Here is an 18,685-nt window from a genome sequence, read left to right on the forward strand (position 1 = left end):
ACACGGAAAACGCGCACGGCAAAAAAACGGCCAGGCCGACAGTGTTGCCAAATAACTCAAATAAAAGTCCGAAGCGAGCCGACAGCTCATCGTTCGCGAGGTTCTTAGACTACTGGAATGTCACTCGCGAAACTTGCCTCAACTGTCGCCAGAGCTTGAAGGAAAAATCCTCAGTGGCCGACAGATAAAACTGACTACGAACTTTAGGGAAAATTCTCACGAAAAAAAGCACTTTTCCGACATATCGCAAATGAAAAATTGCTTTAGATAAGCCCCGTCGTCAACAGGTATTGGCGATTCTAGAGCAGCAATGCTCATTACGACTACCCGAAACGACCTGTAAATAGGGGTCGAACGATGAAAAGGACTTCATATGTGCACTCTAACCCACTTTGCCCTGCCCTCTGATGCACGCACCACATCGCCGCTGATCCTGCGTATCGCCACACCAGATGATCAGACACCTCGTTTTCAAGTGGTACCGGCTGGCAACTCGTTTTTTCACATCAAGGAAAAATCGACGGGTCGTGTAAGAGGTTTCCGCGAAGACCATAACGAAGCCTGTGCGCTAGCCCGATCACTTGAATCGAAAATCGAACTCCTGGCGAACGGCTGCCTCAGATAAAGAGAGTGTTTGATCGCGTCATCCCGGCGCCCACACCAAGGAGCATACGATGGAACTGACAGCAAACAATCTGACGACCCTGTTCGACCAACTGGGATTGCCTTCGGAAGGCTCCGCCATCGACGATTTCATCGAGGCCCATCCGCTGCCTGCGGACGTCAAATTGATCGACGCCGACTTCTGGTCGCCACAACAAGCGCAATTGCTCAAAGAATGGTTACGTGCCGACGGCGATGAAGCGGTCATGGTCGATGAGTTGAACGTACGCCTGCACCGCGGCAAGTAAAACCGATCAGTGCAGGCTGTCACCCGCCTTGGCTTGTAATTCTGCAAGCCATGCGGCCTTGCACTCTTCCGCCTCATCGCGACTGGCGAACGCGGTGCCGCGCCGCTCTCCATTCAATAACACCACCCAGCAGACGCTTTGCCCCATCGCGCGTAAACCCTCGGGGACACCGCTGCCGATCATCACGGCGACATCAACTCTGCACTGCATGCTGACCTCCCAAAATCATTAGCTAGCTAACTACGTAGTTAGATTAATGGTTTTCTACGGGAGGAAACAGCAACGGCCGTGCACAGATTCATTGCAGCAAAGGTAACAATCGCTCAGCGCGCACCTTCGGGTTTATAGCCCAGACGCAAACCGCCCCAATGCCGGCCCTTGATCATGATCGGCACCGACAGGTCATGCATCAACTCGCCGGTATCGCGGGTATAGGTCTGCAACAGCACCGGTTGTTGATGGCTGCCACAACGAATCCCGGTGCGATCGGCAAACTTGCGTTTGGTGCGATTGTTCAGCGCATCGACCTGCGCATCGCCAGTTAACGGCTTGCTGAATGCCTGATTGTGCGTCGGCACATAGCCCTGTTGCGTGCAGGCAATGGCGAAGACCAGCCCTTCGTGACGCGGCAGCAACGGCTCCTGAATCGCGGGCAGCACCTGATCGGTGTAGCGATCGAAACGGGTCTGAAATTTCGCCGGTTGAGTATTCGGGATCGGTTGGTAATGGCGATCAAACAGATCCTCCAGGCTGACCCGGCCCTGATCTATATCGGCTTCAAACTGCGCAGCAATCCGATTAGCGCCTTCGCGCGCCAGGTCGTAGATACGCTGGTGATAGTCATCGAGGCCGACTTCGGCGAGCCGTTCGCTGATGGTTTCCGCCTGCCCTTCCATCTGCACGGCGGCGTCGGCGAGGCGGCGGGTCTGTTGATCGCTGATCGCCAGATCGCTGCGCATTTGCTCGATAGCCTTAAACAGGCTGTCGAGTTGCTCGCGGTTGGTTTCCGCGCCCCGGGCGATTTCGCCGACCTGGGTTTCCACGCCAGCGGCCAGTCGCGCGATGTTTTCCAGGTGCTGACCGGTGTGCTCGACCTGCTCGACGCCGGTGCGCAGGTCGCTGGACAGCTCGCGAATCTGCTCGACCACTTGCGCGGTGCGTTGCTGAATGTCGGCAACCATCTCGCCGACTTCGCCGGTCGCCGATGCGGTTCGCGCTGCTAATCCTCGCACCTCATCGGCGACCACGGCAAAACCGCGCCCGTGCTCGCCAGCGCGGGCTGCTTCGATGGCAGCGTTGAGTGCCAACAGATTGGTCTGGCTGGCGATGGACTGAATCACCAGCGTCACCCGCTGGATGTCATCGCTGCGCACACTCAAGGCTTCGATCAATTCGCGGCTGGCGTTGGCGCGTTGACTGAGTTGGTGCATGCGCGAGATCGAATCGAGCAATTGCGTGCGCCCCGCCGCACTGCTGTGATGGGCTTCGCTGGCAGCGCTGAGCGCTTCGCGGCTGAGTTGCGAGGTCGCGTGTTCAGTGGCGATCATCACTTCGGCGTTGCTGACGATTTGCGCGGCGGCATTCAGTTGCGATTCGAGTTTGCTCGCCAGTTCCTTCACCGAAAAGGCAACGCCGGCCGCCGACAAGGCGTTATGGCTGGTCGTGTAGGAAAGGTCGCGGGTCAATTCAGAAATAGCGCTGCCGGAATCGGCAGGCTGTGCAGCGGGTACGGCTCGGGAGCGCAGGCGCGGCAGCCAGACAATCAGCACCGCCAACGGCATTGCGAGGTACAGCGACCACTCACCCAAGGTCATGCCGGCCAACAACAGCATCAGGGCGATGCTTTGCAGGGTCGGTGCGAGCCAGCGGTTTCTCGGCAACAGCACTGGTGCAGGCAGAGCCCCAACCAGAGATCCATCTCTCGTCATATCATCACCCCACGCTTGTTTTCATTGTTGTAACTGCATTAAACGCCACTACAACGCCATTATCTATGGTCCAGTTAGTCGTGGGGTCTTGCAGCAGGTCAATGAATCGGCGGGAAATGTTGCGGACGAGCAAAAGCAAAGATCGCAGCCCCGACATCTCCGTGTAGGAGCTGCCGAAGGCTGCGATCTTTTGCTGGCGACCCACATTCATGGGTCACCGCACAGCATCAAGCCTGACGCTGGTGCTTGTCGATCTGCTCGTGACGCTCTTGAGCTTCGATGCAGTACTTGGTGGTCGGGCTGATCAGCAGACGCTTCAGGCCAATGGCCTCGCCGCTGTCGTCGCACCAGCCAAAACTGTCTTCCTTGATGCGCTCAAGGGCTTGTTCCAGTTGCGGCAGCATGCGCTGGTCGCGATCGATCGCGTTCACCAGCCAAGTGCGCTCTTCTTCAACCGAAGCCGCGTCCGCCGGATCAGCCGGAGTGTCCAGGCTTTCGATGGCGATGCGATTTTGCTCAATGCGCTCGTGGGTTTCGACTTTCATGTTCTGCAACAGCTCAGAAAAAAAAGCGTGCTGCTCGGCATTCATGTAGTCATCTGCCGGCATGGCCAGCAACTTGTCCTTTGTCATTGATATCTCTATAAAAAAACGTGCATTAAGGCGAATTAGGGAGCGTTTCGGCAAACCGCGTGCGGCTGTCGAAAAGGCATCGTTTATTGCAAATGCCACCCGGCACTCAATTTACGAGGGGCGGCAGTCTAAGGCCGACTTGCGACCTCAGCAACAGAAAATCTAGCGAATTCGTCCGGCAAAGCCCGGAAACTGCTCTGACACAGGCTTCATGGCGGTACTCGGAGTGCGTTTATAGCAAGAAATTCAATCGAGCGGCTGTATATAGAAGACAAACGGCTAACGAAGACCTGCGACCGATGACTCTCGACCGCCAGAGTTTTTATTCAGAACTGCCCTGTAGCCTTCGCATCCCCCCGGATTCAGGGGCGCTGCCGTCCATATAAAAGAACAGATCAGCAGGATTGCCCATATCCAGTACAGATCTGCACCAAACGCATCGCCAGCGACAGGCGCCCGCAAAGCGAGCGGATCAGGGTCGACGAAATTCACCAACAGGTCGGCTTCGACAACTGACAATTGCTTCAAGCTCGGCTAGGTTATGCCTTCCCACCGGTTCGACTTGAAGGAACGCGTCATGAAACTGATCGGCATGCTCGACTCCCCTTACGTGCGGCGCGTGGCGATCTCCGCCAAGCGCCTGGGCATCGACCTCGAACACGAGTCGGTCTCGGTGTTCCGCCACTTCGAACAATTCCAGCAGATCAACCCGGTGGTCAAAGCGCCGACACTGATCCTCGACGACGGCGTCGTACTGATGGACTCCACGCTCATCCTCGACTACCTCGAAGCCGCCACCGGCAAAACCCTGCTGCCGAAAGACCTGAGCCAACGCGCCCAAGCCCTGCGCCTGATCGGCCTCAGCCTCGCCGCCTGCGAAAAAGCCGTGCAGCTCTACTACGAACGCAACCTGCGCCCGGCCGACATCCAATACCAACCGTGGGTCGAGCGCGTCGAAAGCCAACTCGCCGCCGCCTTCACCGCCCTCGAAGAACAACTTGAAACCTACCACCTGCCCACCGACGGCACGCTCGCCCAGGATGGCATCAGCCTCGCGGTCGCGTGGAGCTTCACCGGCCTCGTCGTACCCGACCAGATCGACGACCACCGCTACCCGCGCATCGCCCAATACACCGCCTACGCGGAAAGCCTCGAAGCCTTCATCAACACCCCGATGACCTGACCATGAGCACAACCGACACCGCCGCACCCGCGCTCAAAGAAATCTTCAACGCCGAACGCCTGCAACACATCGCCGACGAAATGAGCGCGGTGTACCCCGCGTTCAAGGCCAAAGCGTTTCTCAAACATGCCAATGAAGGACTCGCCGAGCTATCGGTGATGCAACGCATGGCCCGCGTCAGCGAAAGCCTGCACGCTGTTTTGCCGCTCGGGTATGAAGATTCCCTCGAAGTGCTGTTTGAACTTGCTCCGAGGCTGAATAGCGGATTCGTCAGCATGTGCCTGCCGCATTACGTCGCCAGCTATGGCGCGCATGCGTTCGATACCTCGATGGATGCGCTGAAGTACTTCACCACGTTTGGCTCTTCTGAATTCGCCATTCGCCACTTTCTGCGCAGTGACTTGGAACGCTCACTGGAACTGATGCATGACTGGGCGCTGGATGAGAACCACCATGTGCGTCGCCTGGCCAGCGAAGGCAGCCGCCCTCGCCTGCCCTGGTCGTTTCGACTGGAAACGGTGCAGGCGAATCCGAATTTAGCGGCGGGGATATTGGATCGGTTGAAGGCGGACGAGAGTTTGTACGTGCGCAAGTCCGTGGCAAATCATTTGAATGATGTAACGAAGGAACATCCGGGTTGGGTGCTGGATGTGATTGAGGGGTGGTCGCTGGAGGAAAAGCATACGGCCTGGATTGCCAAGCATGCGCTGAGGAGTTTGATTAAGCAGGGGGATATGCGCGCGTTGGCGGTAATTGGTGCGGGGAAGAAGGCTGAGGTTGAGTTGATCGATGTGCGGGTTGTGCCGGGTGTTGTGAGGTTGGGAGATGGGATTGGCTTGTCGTTTTCGGTGAAGTCGACGGTGGCACATGAACAGCGGCTGGTGATTGATTATGCGATTGACTATGTGAAGGCGAATGGCGGGGTTTCGCGGAAGGTTTTTAAGTTGAAGGTGGTGGATTTGGTGGGGTTTGGGGAGGTGGTTGTGGGTAGAAGGCAGGTGATAAAGGATTTTACGACGCGGAAGCATTTTGGTGGGGTGCATGGGGTGTGGGTGATGGTTAATGGGGAGGTTTTGGGTGGGGCTGAGTTCACGATCGTTGGTTGAGGAATACCTCGCGAGTCAGTGATTGCCCGGAAACAGCTCGTGAAGATGAATGTGTTGGTAGGGCTGCTTTCGGCCAGAAGCGGTCATTCAAGTATTTCTACGAAATCACGGGCGATTCACTATTCACTGGCGGCAAAGGCCGATTCCAAGGGGGCTGGCAATGTCTGCTCCAGATGCATCAGACTCCGATGATGACCCGACGTCTAAACAAGGATGTACGAAGTGAACACTAAGAGAACGCTAACCGACGTTGATCTTTGCCGACACCTCGAGCCAAGCGCGGAAAGGTTCTACCGGCGGGCACTGGATGTTTTCATGGCGTACCCGGACTACGCGCTGGCTGAGTTCAGGCGTGTTGCAGAGTGTCTAGTGACTACCCTAGCGTCACAGTTTTACATCGAGTTCGAGAAGAAAGATCTCTATTCGCGAATCAATGAGCTGAAAGAATGCCAGCTCATTGACTGGTCGCTTAGTCGCTCTCTCCATGAGATACGCAATCTGGGAAACGACGCAGTCCACAGCGTGATCCGGCCCTCAAATTTGGCTGATAACGCTGTGGAGCCCAACCCAGCTGGTGACGTAAACAAGGCGATCCTGGCTCGGAAGATTTTAGTTGGCATCTTCGAGAGCATCTTCCTCCTGCTCAACAAAGACCAGGATTTGCCCACCGTAGAGTTGGAAGAAGTAGGCGACGTTTCCAGTCAGCAAGCTCTCTGGAAGGCAGCGACTCGCTTCGATGATTTCGAGAGCAAATTTGCCGCAGGCTTGATCTTGGAGGCGCAATCAATGATTGCCCTGAACGAGAGGGCGGTAATCATCTCTCGAACAGAAAATACGCACAAACAATCACTCCTAACTATGGCAATTGAGATGTACCGGGCAGCCTGTGAAATTAGTGCCGATCTGGATTCACTCTCTATTACCTACGTGCAAATGGCATTGGAGGGGGATCAGGCAGCGCTAGTGAAACGTGCCGACACAGAAGCTCTGTATCGCTTCGGGCGCCTTACCTACTACAAGGAGGTGAAGGACGAAACACAGCAACTCGGAGCTCTAGCGATTGAGGAAGCCGCCAAGCGCGGACATGTTGAGGCTTGCGTCCAATTCGGAGAGTACCTGCGGATGAATGGCCGTCATGATGAAGCACTCGCCATGATGCGGTTTGCAGTTGAGCACGGGGATCCCCTCGCCGACCTAGGTCTATTCATTATTTACAACGAGGAAGGCTCGCCGCACTACTCTCCCGAGAATGCTGTTGAGGCCTTGGAAACAGGTGTTACCCGAAATTGCACCAAATGCAAGATGGAACTGGGACGGATTTTATACGAAGGCAAACACGGAGTTGAGAATAAGGAAAGAGGCAAGCGTCTTATCGAAGAGGCCGACGAAAAAGGTCTTACGGCTGCTACAATGTATCTCCGTCTGATCATCGACGACACTTTCTCGAAGGACTTAATGAAGATCGGTCATGCGATCAAGATGAGCCTCGACGTGGAGATAGCAAAGATCAAATCGCAACGCCCTGGGCGAAACGACAGATGCCCCTGTGGGTCGGGCAAAAAATACAAGGTTTGTCACGGGGGCTGACAAAGCCGGGCGGACGTTGAACAGAATCGACCATGACTGTATAGACGATGTATGGCTGTTTTGGGTCAAAAGCGGTCAGTCGCGATCGTCCGCTTCTGGCCGAAAGCAGTCGTTCGTGAGTGGCAGCTATCGGTCAGAAGCGATCCTTTGGGAGTTCAGTCGGCCCTACTTCGAAAGCCCGGTCGCGCCGTCATTAGCCTCACACAAAATTCTATCGAGCTCAGGCCTTGTCCACTTCTCCCAAGGAAATACGTTGCGGTCATCGCCGCTGTGCCAATACTCGCCTGCATCAAATGCCTGGTAGATAGAGAATGCCGGCTGGGGCATCTCCGCGTGCAGGGACAAATCGACGATATCGCTGATGACAATATTCATCACCTCATCAGAGTAATGAAAATCGCGAGCGCCCGTAATAAACAGTCTTGCTACTGAGATCGCCAATTGATTCAGAAGATCGCGACTGTCGATCTGCAGGTGCTCACACATAACACTTAATTCGGTATTTGGGTTTTTTTGAATGATCCCCAGTACGTAATCAAGGTTGGTATCACTAAGACCTGTGGCCATGGGATCAAAGTACCCGTGAATTCAGTTTTGCGATGGACTCAAGGGAAGCATGTCAGAAAACACATTGCCGGAGCTACTGCTGAACGTCCGATTTGGTTCGAAAGCAGCTTCGGCCGAAAGCGGTCTCTTACATTCAAAGCAAACGTTCAATCGCAAGAAATCGAAACCCTCTGCTTAATAAGATTTTGCGGCAATATTCGGGAAACGTACACTTTGGCCCTTCGGCTACCAACTCCCATAAGGGATGCCGTACTTCTCGATGTAACGCTTCGACTTTTCACTGACCGGATACGCGTATCGTCCTTGGTTCTTTCCCAGACTTGGCCCCAAAGGTTCGATCTCGGCTTGTGCCTTAGCTACCTTGGCGGGACGGTGACATGAGTCACGAACGAACACCTGCACGACTCCCCCAGGAGCCAATCCCAAATAGATTGAGGCGCTGTAGCTAGCCTGTTGCGTTGGCGTTTCTGGGCATCGTTGATTCACCGACGCAACCATCAATTGTCTTGCCTCTTCGGGTACATCTACCCAAACCTGATAGGTCTGCGGCTCAACGATGGACTGCCAACGCACGTAAATGCGTTTGGGTAAATCGGCTCCAGTCACAGCTTTGGTGGCAGCACCCACGGCGTGCCAGCCTCGTGCGGATTCTTTACCGTTTTCCGGTTCCCCACCGGCGGCAGTACCTCCGCCCGTGCGTCTGAATACCTTGCCGTTGATGTCCTCTACGGCACTGTCTTCGACCCATACCTTCATATAGTAAGGCTCGGTAAATCCTAGTTCCCACGAAGAAGACTTGGGATCGTTCTTCGCTGATAGGGGGTCATTCGGCTGACAACCAGTACCCCACAGCGCGCATAAAAGAGTAAGGATCCGTTTCATTGGCGCAAGACTCACCAACTCCCATACGGGATACCGTACTTGTCGATATATGCCTTCGCCTTTTCACTGACGGGATACGCATACCGGCCACCATGCTTTCCCTGCTCCGGGCCTAGCGGTTCAATCTCGCCTTGTCCCCGAGCGACCGCGACCGGTTCTCGACATGAGTCCTTGACCCACGCTTGGAGCACACCGCCTGGGGCGAGTCCTACGTAAAGCGACGCCATGAATCGAGCGGTTTTCTCAGGTGTTTCCTGACAGCGCTGGTGCGTCGACTTCACCATCAGTTGTCTCGCCTCCTCTGGAATGGCAATGAAACCCCTGTAGGTTTTTTGCTCTGTTATGGACTGCCAACGCGCAAAGATGAGTTTGGGCAAGTCGGCGCCAATCACCGGCATTCCGGAACCAGTTACGACGCCCCAACCTCGGGCCGACTCGGCTTCCAGGCTTGGTTGTCCACTGGCGGCAGTGCTCTTACCAGCCCTGAAAAAAACCCTGTCATTAATATCTTGGACGGAGCTGTCCTCGACCCAGACTTTCATGTAGTTCGGCTCCACGAACACCAACTCCCACCAAGGATACTTAGGGTCGTTTTCGCCAGTCTCGGGGCCTGCCAACTGGCATCCCACCAGAAGTAATGCGCCCAGCAGTGTCACGAATCCTTTCATTTCGAAGCTTCCAATCACTTGTAACGACTACCAGCTATCGTAAGGAATGCCGAATTTTTCGATATCCCGCCAACAATAATCCGCTCAGCAGCACCACGATTCCTTTCATTACCAGAGCATCCAATCTGTTTTCTTGATTACCAACTGCCAAACGGAATGCCGAACTTCTCGATATATCGCTTGGATTTTTCATTGACCGGGTACGCGTAACGACCTTGGTTTTTACCTTGACTCGGGCCCAACGGTTCGATTTCGGCTTGAGCCTTGGCGACTTTGACGGGGTGGTGGCACGAGTTTCTTACCCAGACCTGTACTACGCCGCCGGGAGCCAGCCCCAAATACATTGAGGAAATATAGCGTCCCTCTTGCTCTGGAGTTTTTGCGCAGCGTTGGTTGACCGAAGTCAGCATTAGTTGTCTGGCTTCTTCGGGTATATCAATCCACGCACGATAGGTTTGAGGTTCTACGATGGATTGCCACCGAACGAAAATTCGCTTGGGGAGGTCAGCGCCCACCACTGCTTTTGCTGAACTTCCTACACCGTGCCAACCGCGTGCAGACTCGGTTCCATCTTCTGGTTGACCGCCCGATGCGGATCCACCACCAGTGCTGAGAAACGTCTCGCCCTTAATATCTTCGACAGACGTGTCTTCCACCCAAACCTTCATGTAATGAGGTTCGGCAAAACCGAGCTCCCACCAGGGCGACTTCGGATCATTTTTGGCCGATAACGGATCACTTGACTGACAACCGGCCACTAGCAGCACGCAAAACGCGATTAACAATCGACTCATTTGACGGCTACCAACTCCCGTAAGGGATGCCGTACTGGTCGATATAACGCTTGGCTTTTTCGCTCACTGGATAGGCATAGCGACCACCGTTCTTCCCCTGTTCGGGGCCTAGCGGTTCAATTTCGCCTTGAACTCGCGCCACTTTAATTGGCCGTCGGCATGAATCTCTTACCCACACTTGCACCACGCCGCCCGGAGCGAGCCCTAAATAGACTGAGGCCATGAAGCGCGCCGTTTTCTCTGGTGTCTCTGGACAGCGCCGAGTAGTGGAGGTCACCATAATTTGTCGGGCTTCCTCGGGGATATCGACCCACGCCTGCCAGGTTTTCTGCTCTGCAATTGATTGCCAGCGGACATAGATACGCTCAGGTAGATCGGCACCCACCACTCTCTTCCCGCTACCACCCACTGCTGTCCAGCCCCGGGCAGTTTCCTTTCCGTTGTCAGGCTCTCCACCTGCCGCGGAGCCGCCACCAGCCCGGAAGTAAACCTTACCGGTAATGTCTTGGACAGAGCTGTCCTCTACCCAGACTTTCATGTAATCAGGTTCAGTAAAGGCCAGTTCCCACCATTCGGACTTTGGATCGTTTTCACCCGATAGCGGATCAGCAGACTGGCAGCCAGTCATGAATAAGGCACATGCAAGTGTGACGATTAATTTCATTACCATAGTGTCCAGTCTGGTACGTGAGGATGTTGGACTCGAATCCCGTCCGCCGTAGGTGCATTGATGTAAACGGCGCGGATGCCACTGCCATCCCTTCGTCCAAGGGGATGATTCCAGTTCGCTGACTTATGAATGTACTTGAGCTTCATCAGCACTTCTTCTTGAGAAGTGGTGCTGTAGTCACCTGCCACAAACCGATCGCACATTGCTTGCAGTTCTGATGGCACCGCCAGCGCCTCCGTGCCTGGCATATCGTTGAAACGAACACCCTTTTCTTTTGCCAATTGGTACATCACTCGCAGGTACACCCTAGACAACCGGCCGCTAACAGGGCGTTTGAGCTGCACCGCGGCGTATATGCGCTTGCGCGGCGTGATTCGTTCCCTATCAATTGGCAGGATGAGTGGATCAGGAGTGACGACTTCCAGCATCGCTTCCGGCCAGCCTCTAGCGATCCACTGATTCCTCACAATCACAGCATCGTTATAAATCGAAGTAGTAGACACATCAGTAAACTGCCCCACTTCAAGCGTTTGCATTGGGCTGATCAGCACACACTCTTCAATCTCATCTCGGTATCCACCACCAATGTCGGAATGAACGCCTGGAAGCATAATTTCCGTATGTTGGTCCTTCACGCAGCTAAGGGCGAAGTTGGCTCTGCACTCGTCGCGCGCCGACAACTGGACTACATCCGTAAAAAAACGAGGATCGAGGTACAACTTGATACCCGTTGCTACCGGGCTTTTAACATTGCCCAGGTTTGACCATCCAGCAACTGACGGGACTGTGTCGTAGAGCCCAATAAATCCAATATTGATACTGCTTTGATATTGATCGATGAAGGTACGGCTGAAGTCACTTGCATTACTCCGCAAAACCTCACCTAAGGGCCCTTGCTTACCACGCACCACTTGATTGGCAAAGTGCCGTGCAGCGGCTGCGCCACGACTGAAGCCGAACACATCGAACTTTAGTGATGTGATTTCACTGTCGGGATTGGTTTGCAGTACATCTTCAATTTTGGTTTTGATATCGTCGAATGAGAGTTGCACCCGGCTTGCCACACCGGTATCACCCCGACCAGTACCAGCCCCAAATGTGCTGTCCTCATTGCCTGATCGAGTTCCGATCCCCTCGACATAAACCACGCGAAAAGCTTGCTTTTGAGAACCTTCACCTTCGGCGATTTGGGGCGCGAAGTACAACTCACTGAGCTTATAAACATTACTAGTGTCGTTGGCGTAGCTGCTATCTGGATCTTTCATAAACGGCTTGCAGCTAGCTTCGATATCCTGTGCCGCAATGGGGTGGTGAGCAGCGCATAGCAACCCGAGAGCGGTATTATTCGCGTTGTTACCGGTGCCGTCGAAGAACACACCAATACGCAAGGCGATACCGACTTTTTCGCTTGGAGACGCAGGCGCTTTCCCATATTTCTCATACTCAGCCCAACGCTGGGCATGAATATCGACGGGTTTGGCTTCTTCGTAGCGGTAGTTTTTAGGCGGGTTGGGAACGTATCCACTCATCCATGATTCCTTGTTCTGATCCTTGAAGAACGGCCCGAAGGGTGACAGTCGAGGCCGGGGGGCGCAAGGCGTGGCCCTGTGCCAGCCACCGTGAGACACCGTGTGTCGAGGAGGGTTTCCTCCTCGACCGGGTGGCTGGCTATTTAGCGATTTCGACGTTGTCCAGCGCTTGGTTGACGGCGAGTTCGCCGAGCATCACGACCTGGGCGATGCCGAGCAATGTCTTGCGATGCGAGGTGTTCAGCACGGCTGCGAAGTCGTTGAGCATGGTGGTGGCGCTGCCGAGGGATTCGCTGGCGTTGGCCAGCAGGGATTCGGTGTCGTACGCCGGGTTGGCGAGGAACATGGATTCGGGTTCGTTGGTGCTGGCCATGATGTCGGCGGGGCCGAGGTAGTGGTCGAGGGCGCGTTCGGCGGCTTCGTGGAGTTTTTTCGAGTCGAGGGATTCGTAGGGGGATGTGGTGTCGGTTGCGGGAGGGTTGGGGGTTACTTTGAACATGGTGAAACTCCTAGTTATTAAAGAGGAGCCTTCACCTTCGCTACCAAACGAAGGGTGGCGGCCACACGCGGGTTGGTAGACCGGTAACTAGGAAACCGGCACACCCGAAGGTGTCCTGCGCATGGCCACCATTGACGACAAACCTGAAGCGGTCTGCGAACGGTGCGCGATGCGACTAGTTATGGCGGGCTACCAAACCCGATCACTGTTTTTCAGTGACCGACAGACGATAGAGCCCACGCCCTAGACGCACAAGCCGGGCGATTCTGGCTTAGTCGTAGGCAAAGGCGCAAGGCGTTGTAGGGCTTGGGTGGTTACTGGAGGCTTCGGTTAAACAGGTTTGGTTTTTGTTGTTTAGAACGGTGGTGTGCACGGTGTTTTGGATGGCCCTCTCCCGGAGGGAGAAGGAACTGACCGGGGTGTTTGTTTGAGGGTTGATGACTTTTTAGGGTTGGGGGAATGTGGCGGCGTTAAGGTCAAAAGATCGCAGCCTTCGGCAGCTCCTACAGTGGGGTTGCGTTGGGCTTTAGTTGGCTATCCGGAATTGTGCCGGAGTAGATCGGTTCTACCGGGCCGCTGAGGGTGACGTTGCCTTTGCCGTTCCAATGGACGTGAACGCTGCCGCCGTCGCATTCGACTTCGACGTTGCGATCGAGCAGGCCTTTGCGGATGCCATTGACGGCGGCACCGCAGGCGCATGAACCGGAGCCGAGCGGAATGCCGCCGTTACGTTCCCAGATGCGTAAGCGAATGTGCTGACGATCAATCACCTGCACGAAGTGCACATTGGTTTTGCGAGGAAACAATGGATTGCTTTCAATCGCCGGGCCAAGCGCGGCGATGTCGAGGCCACTGAGGTCGTCAACGAAATACGTGCAATGCGGATTGCCCATGCTGCATGCGACCGGATTGCCAGGCAGTGGCAATGCAAGCGTGTCGTGTTCCTCGGCCAGCGGAATGTCCATCCATTGAAAAAGCGGCTCACCCATATCAACCGAGATCAATCCGCTGGGTGTGCGTTCGCAATTGAGCAGGCCGCGCGTTGTGCGCAGGGTGATCGATTTGCGGCTGGCCTCGCGCATCAATCGGTCGGCAGCGCCACGGGTTGCGCTGCCGCAAACGTCGAGCACCGAGCCATCGGCGTTCCAGAATTTCAGTCGGGCATCCGCGTCGGCGCAGTCGAGCAGCACGGCGAGTTGGTTGAAGCCGATGCCTCGGTGGCGGTCGCCCAGTCGTTGGGCAATTGCGCTGGTGATCGGGTTGGCGCTGTGACGGGCGTCGACGAGGATAAAGTCGTCGCCGTTGGCGTGCATTTTATGGAAGCTGAGCGGCATCGGTGGCGCCTTGGCTGTGTGTCGTGTGAATGAGGACTGCCCTCATTTTTTGCTGTTGGCCAGATGATGCGCGACCAGTGCGTTGGCGTGGCCGTGGCCCATGCCGTGCTCGGTCTTGAGCCAGGTGACCAGTTCCATGTGTTTTTTGTCGGTGTGGCCAGCGAGCAGGTTGAGCCAGTGGTCGATGGGCTGACCGTAGTTTTTTCGATGGAGGGGAAGTAGGACGCCGGGCCTTTGACTTTGTTGTCTTCGCTCATGGTGGTGCCTCCCTGTGAATATTCATCAATAAAGCTGCCGAAGAATTTACCTGATTCTGGCGCTTTCAGGCCGCCAGAATCAAAAGATCGCAGCCTTCGGCAGCTCCTACACACGATCAAAGTAGGAGCTGCCGAAGGCTGCGATCTTTTGATCTTCAAGGCACCGTCGCTCGAGGCCTCTCGTTTTGCCGATCATTCGTATCAACCGTTGAACGCTGCAACGTCTCCGGAAACGCCACCCACAACAACACCAACGCCACCGCCGCCACCCCCGCCAACGTCAAAAACGCCGCACTGTACCCCGCCGCCTGAACCACAAACCCCGCCAGGCTGTTACTCAACGCCGCGCCCAATCCAAACACGGTCGACAGCGCCCCCAGACTGACATTGAAGTGCCCGGTACCCAACGTCAGATCCTTCACCACCACCGGAAACAGCGCGCCGAAAATCCCCGCGCCGATGCCGTCGAGCAATTGCACCGCAACCAGCCAATAAGGGTCGTCGGACAAGATGTAAAGCACGCCGCGCAACGGCAAAATCATGAAGCCAGCGAGCAGCAGCGGTTTGCGTCCCCAGACATCGGCCTTGGCCCCGACCAGCAACGCGACTGGCACCATGACCAGTTGCGCCGCGACGATGCAGGCGGAGGTCAACGGCGTGGCCATCTGCAGATTGGCTTGCGCGAGTTTCTGGCTCACCAGCGGCAACATCGCCGCGTTCGCCAAGTGGAACAACGCACAGCAAATGGCGAACAACAGCAGGGGTCTGTTTTTGAGCAACACCGTCAGCCCCGACGGTTGTGTGCCGTGCCCCGCTCCGCCGGGATCGAGGCCCCGCGCGACGTCGTGGTCGATGGCTTTGGGCGAAACGAAAGAGACGGCGATGACGCTGGCAATCGCCATCGCCGCCATCAGATAGAACACCGCGACCGGGCCGAACAGGTAGGCGAACACCCCGGCCAACAATGCCGCGCAAGCGTTGCCGGCGTGGTTAAACGTTTCGTTGCGTCCGGTGCGTCTGGTGAAGGCGCGCGGGCCGGTAATGCCGAGGGTGATCGCGGAAATGGCCGGGGCAAAAATCGAAGCGGCGACGGCGCTGAGGGCTTGGGTCAATGCGACCAGGCTAAAGGACGTCACGAACGGCAGCAGCAGACAACTGCCTGTCACCAGCAGCGCCGCAATCGCAATGATCGCCCGTTTGCGCCGGGTGTTATCGACCAGCGCACCCGCCGGCGTTTGCGTGACGAGCGCGGCGATGCCGGCGATGGTCATGACCCGTCCGATGCTCGCCGGATCCCAGTGATGTACCGCCAGCAGGTAAATCGCCAAATAAGGGCCGAGCCCGTCGCGCACGTCCGCGAGGAAAAAGTTGAGGCTGTCGAGTGACAGGTTATTGCGACGATCGAGGTGTGTGGCCACGGGCAGCGTCTTCAATGTTCGAGGTCGTGGGAATTGAATCAACCTCCGCTGAGTGAGTGACCTGTGGCGCGAGAACTTAGTTGCATGGGCCGGCGGCGAGCAGCCGGCCGGGCGCTTAGATCGAACGCTGATTCACGCGATTCATGAGTTGCTCGGCGCTTTCTTTGCGTTCGGAATAGCGGTCGACCAGATGCGTTTGCTGGCCACGCAGCAACAGCGTGAATTTCACCAGTTCTTCCATCACATCGACGACGCGGTCGTAGAACGGTGAAGGTTTCATTCGCCCGGCGTCGTCGAATTCCATGTAGGCCTTCGGCACCGAGGATTGGTTGGGGATGGTGAACATGCGCATCCAGCGGCCCAATACGCGCAACTGGTTGACCACGTTGAATGACTGCGAACCGCCGCAGACTTGCATCACCGCGAGGGTTTTGCCTTGGGTCGGGCGCACGGCGCCGAGTTCCAGCGGGATCCAGTCGATCTGCGCCTTGAACACGGCGGACATGGCGCCGTGACGTTCCGGCGAGCACCACACCTGCCCTTCGGACCACAGCACCAGATCACGCAGTTCTTGTACTTTCGGATGATCGACGGGGACGTCATCGGGCAACGGCAATCCGGAGGGATTGAAGATGCGTGTTTCGGCGCCGAAGTGTTCGAGCAGACGTGCCGCCTCTTCGACCAGCAAGCGGCTGAAGGAGCGCTCGCGGGTTGAGCCGTAGAGCAGCAGGATGCGCGGTTTGTGTTCGCCCGGGGTCGAGGGTTTGACGTCGTCGAACAGGCTTGGGTCGAGGTTGGGCAAATGGTCGGACATGGGTTCTCCTTAGAGCGCGCCGATGCGGTCGAGCTCGCGTTGCAGTTGCTCGCGGCTGAGTCGGGCGAAGGGCAATTCGAGGAAGGCTTGGCAGCGCAGTTCGATGCGCGCGAGGGTGGCGTGGAAAGCGGCGTTGATCGCGGCTTCGTCGCCGTTCACTTCGGACGGATCTTCCAGTCCCCAATGGGTTTTGAGGGCCGGGCCGAAGTACACCGGACAGGTCTCGCCGGCGGCTTTGTCGCAGACGGTGATGACGATGTCGGGCGGGTTATCTTCGAAGGCGTCGTTGCCTTTGCTGTGCAGGCCGTCGATGGCGATGCCGGCCTGTTGCAGCGTGGTCAGACTGCGCGGCAGCACCTGCCCTTTCGGGAAACTGCCAGCGCTGACGGCTGCGAATCCGGCGGGTGCCAGATGATTGAACAGGGCTTCTGAGAGGATGCTGCGGCAGCTGTTGGCCGTGCACATAAACAGGATTCGCATGGGTTGCTCCGGTAGAAGATTCAGCAGCACGAGGCGTCGCGCACGGGACGGCCATCCATGTTGTGCAGGCGTGCGGCGTTGTCTTTGAGCCACTCGGTGTTGGCCTTGGCCGTCACTTGCAGGATGTCGCCAATCCACGCCGGCAGATCCGGATTGAGGCGGTAATAGACCCATTGGCCCTGACGGCGATCGAGCAACAGACCGTTGCTGCGCAGTTGCGCGAGGTGGCGGCTGATTTTGGGCTGGCTGTCATCGAGCGCACACATCAGCTCGCAGACGCAGAGCTCACCTTGATTGGCGATCAGCAGAATGGCGCGGACACGGGTTTCATCGGCCAGGCTTTTGAAGACTTCGGTGGGGGTGATCATCGGGCGGGCTCGATACATATGGAAAACCGAATATACGGATTTCCATATATTAATCAAGCCAGATTAAAAGATCGCAGCCTTCGGCAGCTCCTACACCGATCTCTGTAGGAGCTGCCGAAGGCTGCGATCTTTTGATTTTCAAAGGTTAAGCAACAACCCCTGCTCCGCCTCACACAACCCCACCACATAGTCCCAAACCACCCGCAGCCGCACCGACTTGTGCAGCTCCCGCCGTGTGCTGATCCAGTAGCTGCGCTCGATGCTTTCATCCGGCAGTAACGGCACAAGATCAGGATCCGACGCCGCCATGTAGCAAGGCAACACCGCAATCCCCAACCCCGACCGCGCCGCTTCCTGCTGGGCGATGACGCTGGTGCTGTGAAACACCACCCGAGGGCTGCGGCAGAAGCTGTTGAGGAACATCAGTTCCTGGCTGAACAGCAAATCGTCGACATAACCGATCCACGCATGCCGGCCCAAATCCTCACGGCTGCTCAATGGCGGCGCTTTGTCGAGGTAGCTTTGGCTGGCATAAAGCGCCAATCGATAATCGGTGAGTTTGCGCGTGACCAGCATGTCCGCCGCCGGCCGTTCCAGATGAATACTGATCTCCGCCTCGCGATTGAGAATGCTGACAAAGCGCGGCACGGCGACCAGTTCCACTTCCAGCCCCGGATAGCGATCGAACAAGCCGATCATGCGGCTGGCGAGGAATTTGATGCCGAGCCCCTCAGTCACGCCAACGCGAATCTTGCCCAGCGGCGCCGTCGATTGAGTGATCTCTTCCTGCGCCAGCAACGCCACGTTCTCCATCGCCTCCGCATGCTTGAGCAGCGCCTCCCCCGCCGGGGTCATCTCATAACCTTGCGCGTGCTGGACAAACAACGCAGTGCCTAGGCTTTTTTCAATGGCTTCGATGTGGCGGGCGACGGTGGCGTGGGTGGTGTTGAGGCGCCGGGCGGCGGTGAGCAGGCGGCCGCTGCGTTGCAGTTCGAGAAAAAACCGCAGGTCGTTCCAGTCGAACATGCTGTGTCCTTGTCGGCTATTGTCTAGTGAGG

The 18,685-nt window shown here is 56.4% G+C and carries 21 protein-coding genes and 1 pseudogene; 5 read left to right on the plus strand and 17 right to left on the minus strand.

The features are described 5' to 3' along the window. Positions 1–373 precede the first annotated feature (373 nt). Together ACZZ0D_RS13200 and ACZZ0D_RS13205 are read left to right on the plus strand one after the other, a co-directional pair. Positions 374–625 carry a hypothetical protein gene (locus ACZZ0D_RS13200; RefSeq protein ID WP_082341449.1) on the plus strand — a complete coding sequence of 84 codons (252 nt, stop codon included), beginning with the start codon at positions 374–376 and terminating at the stop codon, positions 623–625. A 49-nt stretch (positions 626–674) separates the two neighbouring features. Beyond that, the gene (locus tag ACZZ0D_RS13205; RefSeq protein WP_053120972.1) at positions 675–911 is read left to right on the plus strand and encodes a DUF2789 family protein; all 237 of its coding nucleotides are present in this window, start codon (positions 675–677) and stop codon (positions 909–911) included. A 6-nt stretch (positions 912–917) separates the two neighbouring features. Here ACZZ0D_RS13205 and ACZZ0D_RS13210 read toward each other — a convergent pair whose 3' ends face one another. The 3 genes from ACZZ0D_RS13210 to ACZZ0D_RS13220 form a co-directional block, all read right to left on the minus strand. Beyond that, positions 918–1,121: a hypothetical protein gene (locus ACZZ0D_RS13210; RefSeq protein WP_053120974.1), complete on the minus strand. Its 204-nt coding sequence runs from the start codon at positions 1,119–1,121 to the stop codon at positions 918–920. A gap of 113 nt (positions 1,122–1,234) precedes the next feature. Further along, positions 1,235–2,839 (minus strand): methyl-accepting chemotaxis protein, encoded by a 1,605-nt coding sequence (locus ACZZ0D_RS13215; protein ID WP_463553478.1) that lies wholly within the window; start codon positions 2,837–2,839, stop codon positions 1,235–1,237. Between the two features lie 227 nt (positions 2,840–3,066). Further along, entirely contained in the window at positions 3,067–3,471 is a 405-nt protein-coding gene (locus tag ACZZ0D_RS13220) for a TraR/DksA family transcriptional regulator (RefSeq protein ID WP_007907888.1), read from the minus strand. 577 nt (positions 3,472–4,048) lie between these two features. On the opposite strand from ACZZ0D_RS13220, the gene ACZZ0D_RS13225 reads away from it, so the two are divergent. The 3 genes from ACZZ0D_RS13225 (at position 4,049) to ACZZ0D_RS13235 (ending at position 7,347) form a co-directional block, all read left to right on the plus strand. Next, on the plus strand, positions 4,049–4,654 hold the full coding sequence (locus ACZZ0D_RS13225; protein WP_463553479.1) for a glutathione S-transferase: 606 nt from the start codon (positions 4,049–4,051) through the stop codon (positions 4,652–4,654). Positions 4,655–4,656: 2 nt separating this feature from the next. Then, positions 4,657–5,760, plus strand: a complete 1,104-nt coding sequence (locus ACZZ0D_RS13230; RefSeq protein ID WP_463553480.1) for a DNA alkylation repair protein — start codon at positions 4,657–4,659, stop codon at positions 5,758–5,760. Between the two features lie 213 nt (positions 5,761–5,973). Next, positions 5,974–7,347, plus strand: a complete 1,374-nt coding sequence (locus tag ACZZ0D_RS13235) for a DUF4145 domain-containing protein (protein ID WP_463553481.1) — start codon at positions 5,974–5,976, stop codon at positions 7,345–7,347. Positions 7,348–7,512: 165 nt separating this feature from the next. On the opposite strand, the gene ACZZ0D_RS13240 is transcribed toward ACZZ0D_RS13235, so the two are convergent. The 14 genes and pseudogenes from ACZZ0D_RS13240 to ACZZ0D_RS13305 form a co-directional block, all read right to left on the minus strand. Continuing rightward, positions 7,513–7,914 (minus strand): hypothetical protein, encoded by a 402-nt coding sequence (locus ACZZ0D_RS13240; protein ID WP_463553482.1) that lies wholly within the window; start codon positions 7,912–7,914, stop codon positions 7,513–7,515. Between the two features lie 225 nt (positions 7,915–8,139). Continuing rightward, on the minus strand, positions 8,140–8,796 hold the full coding sequence (locus ACZZ0D_RS13245) for a DUF2931 family protein (RefSeq protein WP_463553483.1): 657 nt from the start codon (positions 8,794–8,796) through the stop codon (positions 8,140–8,142). 11 nt (positions 8,797–8,807) lie between these two features. Beyond that, positions 8,808–9,464, minus strand: coding sequence for a DUF2931 family protein (locus ACZZ0D_RS13250; protein ID WP_463553484.1), 657 nt, complete (start codon positions 9,462–9,464; stop codon positions 8,808–8,810). Positions 9,465–9,601: 137 nt separating this feature from the next. Beyond that, on the minus strand, positions 9,602–10,258 hold the full coding sequence (locus tag ACZZ0D_RS13255) for a DUF2931 family protein (RefSeq protein WP_463553485.1): 657 nt from the start codon (positions 10,256–10,258) through the stop codon (positions 9,602–9,604). Between the two features lie 7 nt (positions 10,259–10,265). Continuing rightward, on the minus strand, positions 10,266–10,922 hold the full coding sequence (locus tag ACZZ0D_RS13260; protein ID WP_463553486.1) for a DUF2931 family protein: 657 nt from the start codon (positions 10,920–10,922) through the stop codon (positions 10,266–10,268). Beyond that, positions 10,922–12,457 (minus strand): phospholipase effector Tle1 domain-containing protein, encoded by a 1,536-nt coding sequence (locus ACZZ0D_RS13265; protein WP_463553487.1) that lies wholly within the window; start codon positions 12,455–12,457, stop codon positions 10,922–10,924. Before ACZZ0D_RS13265 ends, ACZZ0D_RS13260 begins: the two co-directional genes overlap by 1 nt. 139 nt (positions 12,458–12,596) lie before the next feature. Beyond that, a complete protein-coding gene (locus ACZZ0D_RS13270; RefSeq protein ID WP_159815177.1) occupies positions 12,597–12,956 on the minus strand; it encodes a DUF6124 family protein in 360 nt (119 codons plus the stop codon). A 503-nt stretch (positions 12,957–13,459) separates the two neighbouring features. Continuing rightward, positions 13,460–14,290: a diaminopimelate epimerase gene (dapF, locus tag ACZZ0D_RS13275; protein ID WP_463553488.1), complete on the minus strand. Its 831-nt coding sequence runs from the start codon at positions 14,288–14,290 to the stop codon at positions 13,460–13,462. 42 nt (positions 14,291–14,332) lie between these two features. Then, a pseudogene (locus tag ACZZ0D_RS13280) lies at positions 14,333–14,547 on the minus strand (DUF4287 domain-containing protein). Positions 14,548–14,702: 155 nt separating this feature from the next. Further along, positions 14,703–15,965, minus strand: coding sequence for an MFS transporter (locus ACZZ0D_RS13285; RefSeq protein ID WP_463553489.1), 1,263 nt, complete (start codon positions 15,963–15,965; stop codon positions 14,703–14,705). A 115-nt stretch (positions 15,966–16,080) separates the two neighbouring features. Further along, positions 16,081–16,779 (minus strand): arsenical resistance protein ArsH, encoded by a 699-nt coding sequence (arsH, locus tag ACZZ0D_RS13290; RefSeq protein ID WP_212545937.1) that lies wholly within the window; start codon positions 16,777–16,779, stop codon positions 16,081–16,083. 9 nt (positions 16,780–16,788) lie between these two features. Further along, positions 16,789–17,259 (minus strand): arsenate reductase ArsC, encoded by a 471-nt coding sequence (locus tag ACZZ0D_RS13295; RefSeq protein ID WP_463553490.1) that lies wholly within the window; start codon positions 17,257–17,259, stop codon positions 16,789–16,791. Positions 17,260–17,279: 20 nt separating this feature from the next. Further along, positions 17,280–17,627 carry a metalloregulator ArsR/SmtB family transcription factor gene (locus ACZZ0D_RS13300; RefSeq protein ID WP_463553491.1) on the minus strand — a complete coding sequence of 116 codons (348 nt, stop codon included), beginning with the start codon at positions 17,625–17,627 and terminating at the stop codon, positions 17,280–17,282. Between the two features lie 138 nt (positions 17,628–17,765). Then, positions 17,766–18,653: a LysR family transcriptional regulator gene (locus ACZZ0D_RS13305; RefSeq protein WP_463553492.1), complete on the minus strand. Its 888-nt coding sequence runs from the start codon at positions 18,651–18,653 to the stop codon at positions 17,766–17,768. Between the last annotated feature and the right edge of the window lie 32 nt (positions 18,654–18,685).

Source organism: Pseudomonas sp. AC193, assembly GCF_979258075.1.

Excerpts from the sequence above, each read along its gene's own strand:
- ACZZ0D_RS13220 (WP_007907888.1), bottom strand. The coding sequence starts at position 3,471 with ATGACAAAGGACAAGTTGCTGGCCATGCCGGCAGATGACTACATGAAT.
- arsH (WP_212545937.1), bottom strand. The coding sequence starts at position 16,779 with ATGTCCGACCATTTGCCCAACCTCGACCCAAGCCTGTTCGACGACGTC.
- ACZZ0D_RS13250 (WP_463553484.1), bottom strand. The coding sequence starts at position 9,464 with ATGAAAGGATTCGTGACACTGCTGGGCGCATTACTTCTGGTGGGATGC.
- ACZZ0D_RS13270 (WP_159815177.1), bottom strand. The coding sequence starts at position 12,956 with ATGTTCAAAGTAACCCCCAACCCTCCCGCAACCGACACCACATCCCCC.
- ACZZ0D_RS13245 (WP_463553483.1), bottom strand. The coding sequence starts at position 8,796 with ATGAAACGGATCCTTACTCTTTTATGCGCGCTGTGGGGTACTGGTTGT.
- ACZZ0D_RS13200 (WP_082341449.1), top strand. The coding sequence starts at position 374 with ATGTGCACTCTAACCCACTTTGCCCTGCCCTCTGATGCACGCACCACA.
- ACZZ0D_RS13295 (WP_463553490.1), bottom strand. The coding sequence starts at position 17,259 with ATGCGAATCCTGTTTATGTGCACGGCCAACAGCTGCCGCAGCATCCTC.
- dapF (WP_463553488.1), bottom strand. The coding sequence starts at position 14,290 with ATGCCGCTCAGCTTCCATAAAATGCACGCCAACGGCGACGACTTTATC.
- ACZZ0D_RS13240 (WP_463553482.1), bottom strand. The coding sequence starts at position 7,914 with ATGGCCACAGGTCTTAGTGATACCAACCTTGATTACGTACTGGGGATC.
- ACZZ0D_RS13210 (WP_053120974.1), bottom strand. The coding sequence starts at position 1,121 with ATGCAGTGCAGAGTTGATGTCGCCGTGATGATCGGCAGCGGTGTCCCC.
- ACZZ0D_RS13300 (WP_463553491.1), bottom strand. The coding sequence starts at position 17,627 with ATGATCACCCCCACCGAAGTCTTCAAAAGCCTGGCCGATGAAACCCGT.
- ACZZ0D_RS13230 (WP_463553480.1), top strand. The coding sequence starts at position 4,657 with ATGAGCACAACCGACACCGCCGCACCCGCGCTCAAAGAAATCTTCAAC.
- ACZZ0D_RS13225 (WP_463553479.1), top strand. The coding sequence starts at position 4,049 with ATGAAACTGATCGGCATGCTCGACTCCCCTTACGTGCGGCGCGTGGCG.
- ACZZ0D_RS13255 (WP_463553485.1), bottom strand. The coding sequence starts at position 10,258 with ATGAGTCGATTGTTAATCGCGTTTTGCGTGCTGCTAGTGGCCGGTTGT.
- ACZZ0D_RS13205 (WP_053120972.1), top strand. The coding sequence starts at position 675 with ATGGAACTGACAGCAAACAATCTGACGACCCTGTTCGACCAACTGGGA.
- ACZZ0D_RS13260 (WP_463553486.1), bottom strand. The coding sequence starts at position 10,922 with ATGAAATTAATCGTCACACTTGCATGTGCCTTATTCATGACTGGCTGC.
- ACZZ0D_RS13305 (WP_463553492.1), bottom strand. The coding sequence starts at position 18,653 with ATGTTCGACTGGAACGACCTGCGGTTTTTTCTCGAACTGCAACGCAGC.
- ACZZ0D_RS13265 (WP_463553487.1), bottom strand. The coding sequence starts at position 12,457 with ATGAGTGGATACGTTCCCAACCCGCCTAAAAACTACCGCTACGAAGAA.
- ACZZ0D_RS13215 (WP_463553478.1), bottom strand. The coding sequence starts at position 2,839 with ATGACGAGAGATGGATCTCTGGTTGGGGCTCTGCCTGCACCAGTGCTG.
- ACZZ0D_RS13235 (WP_463553481.1), top strand. The coding sequence starts at position 5,974 with ATGTACGAAGTGAACACTAAGAGAACGCTAACCGACGTTGATCTTTGC.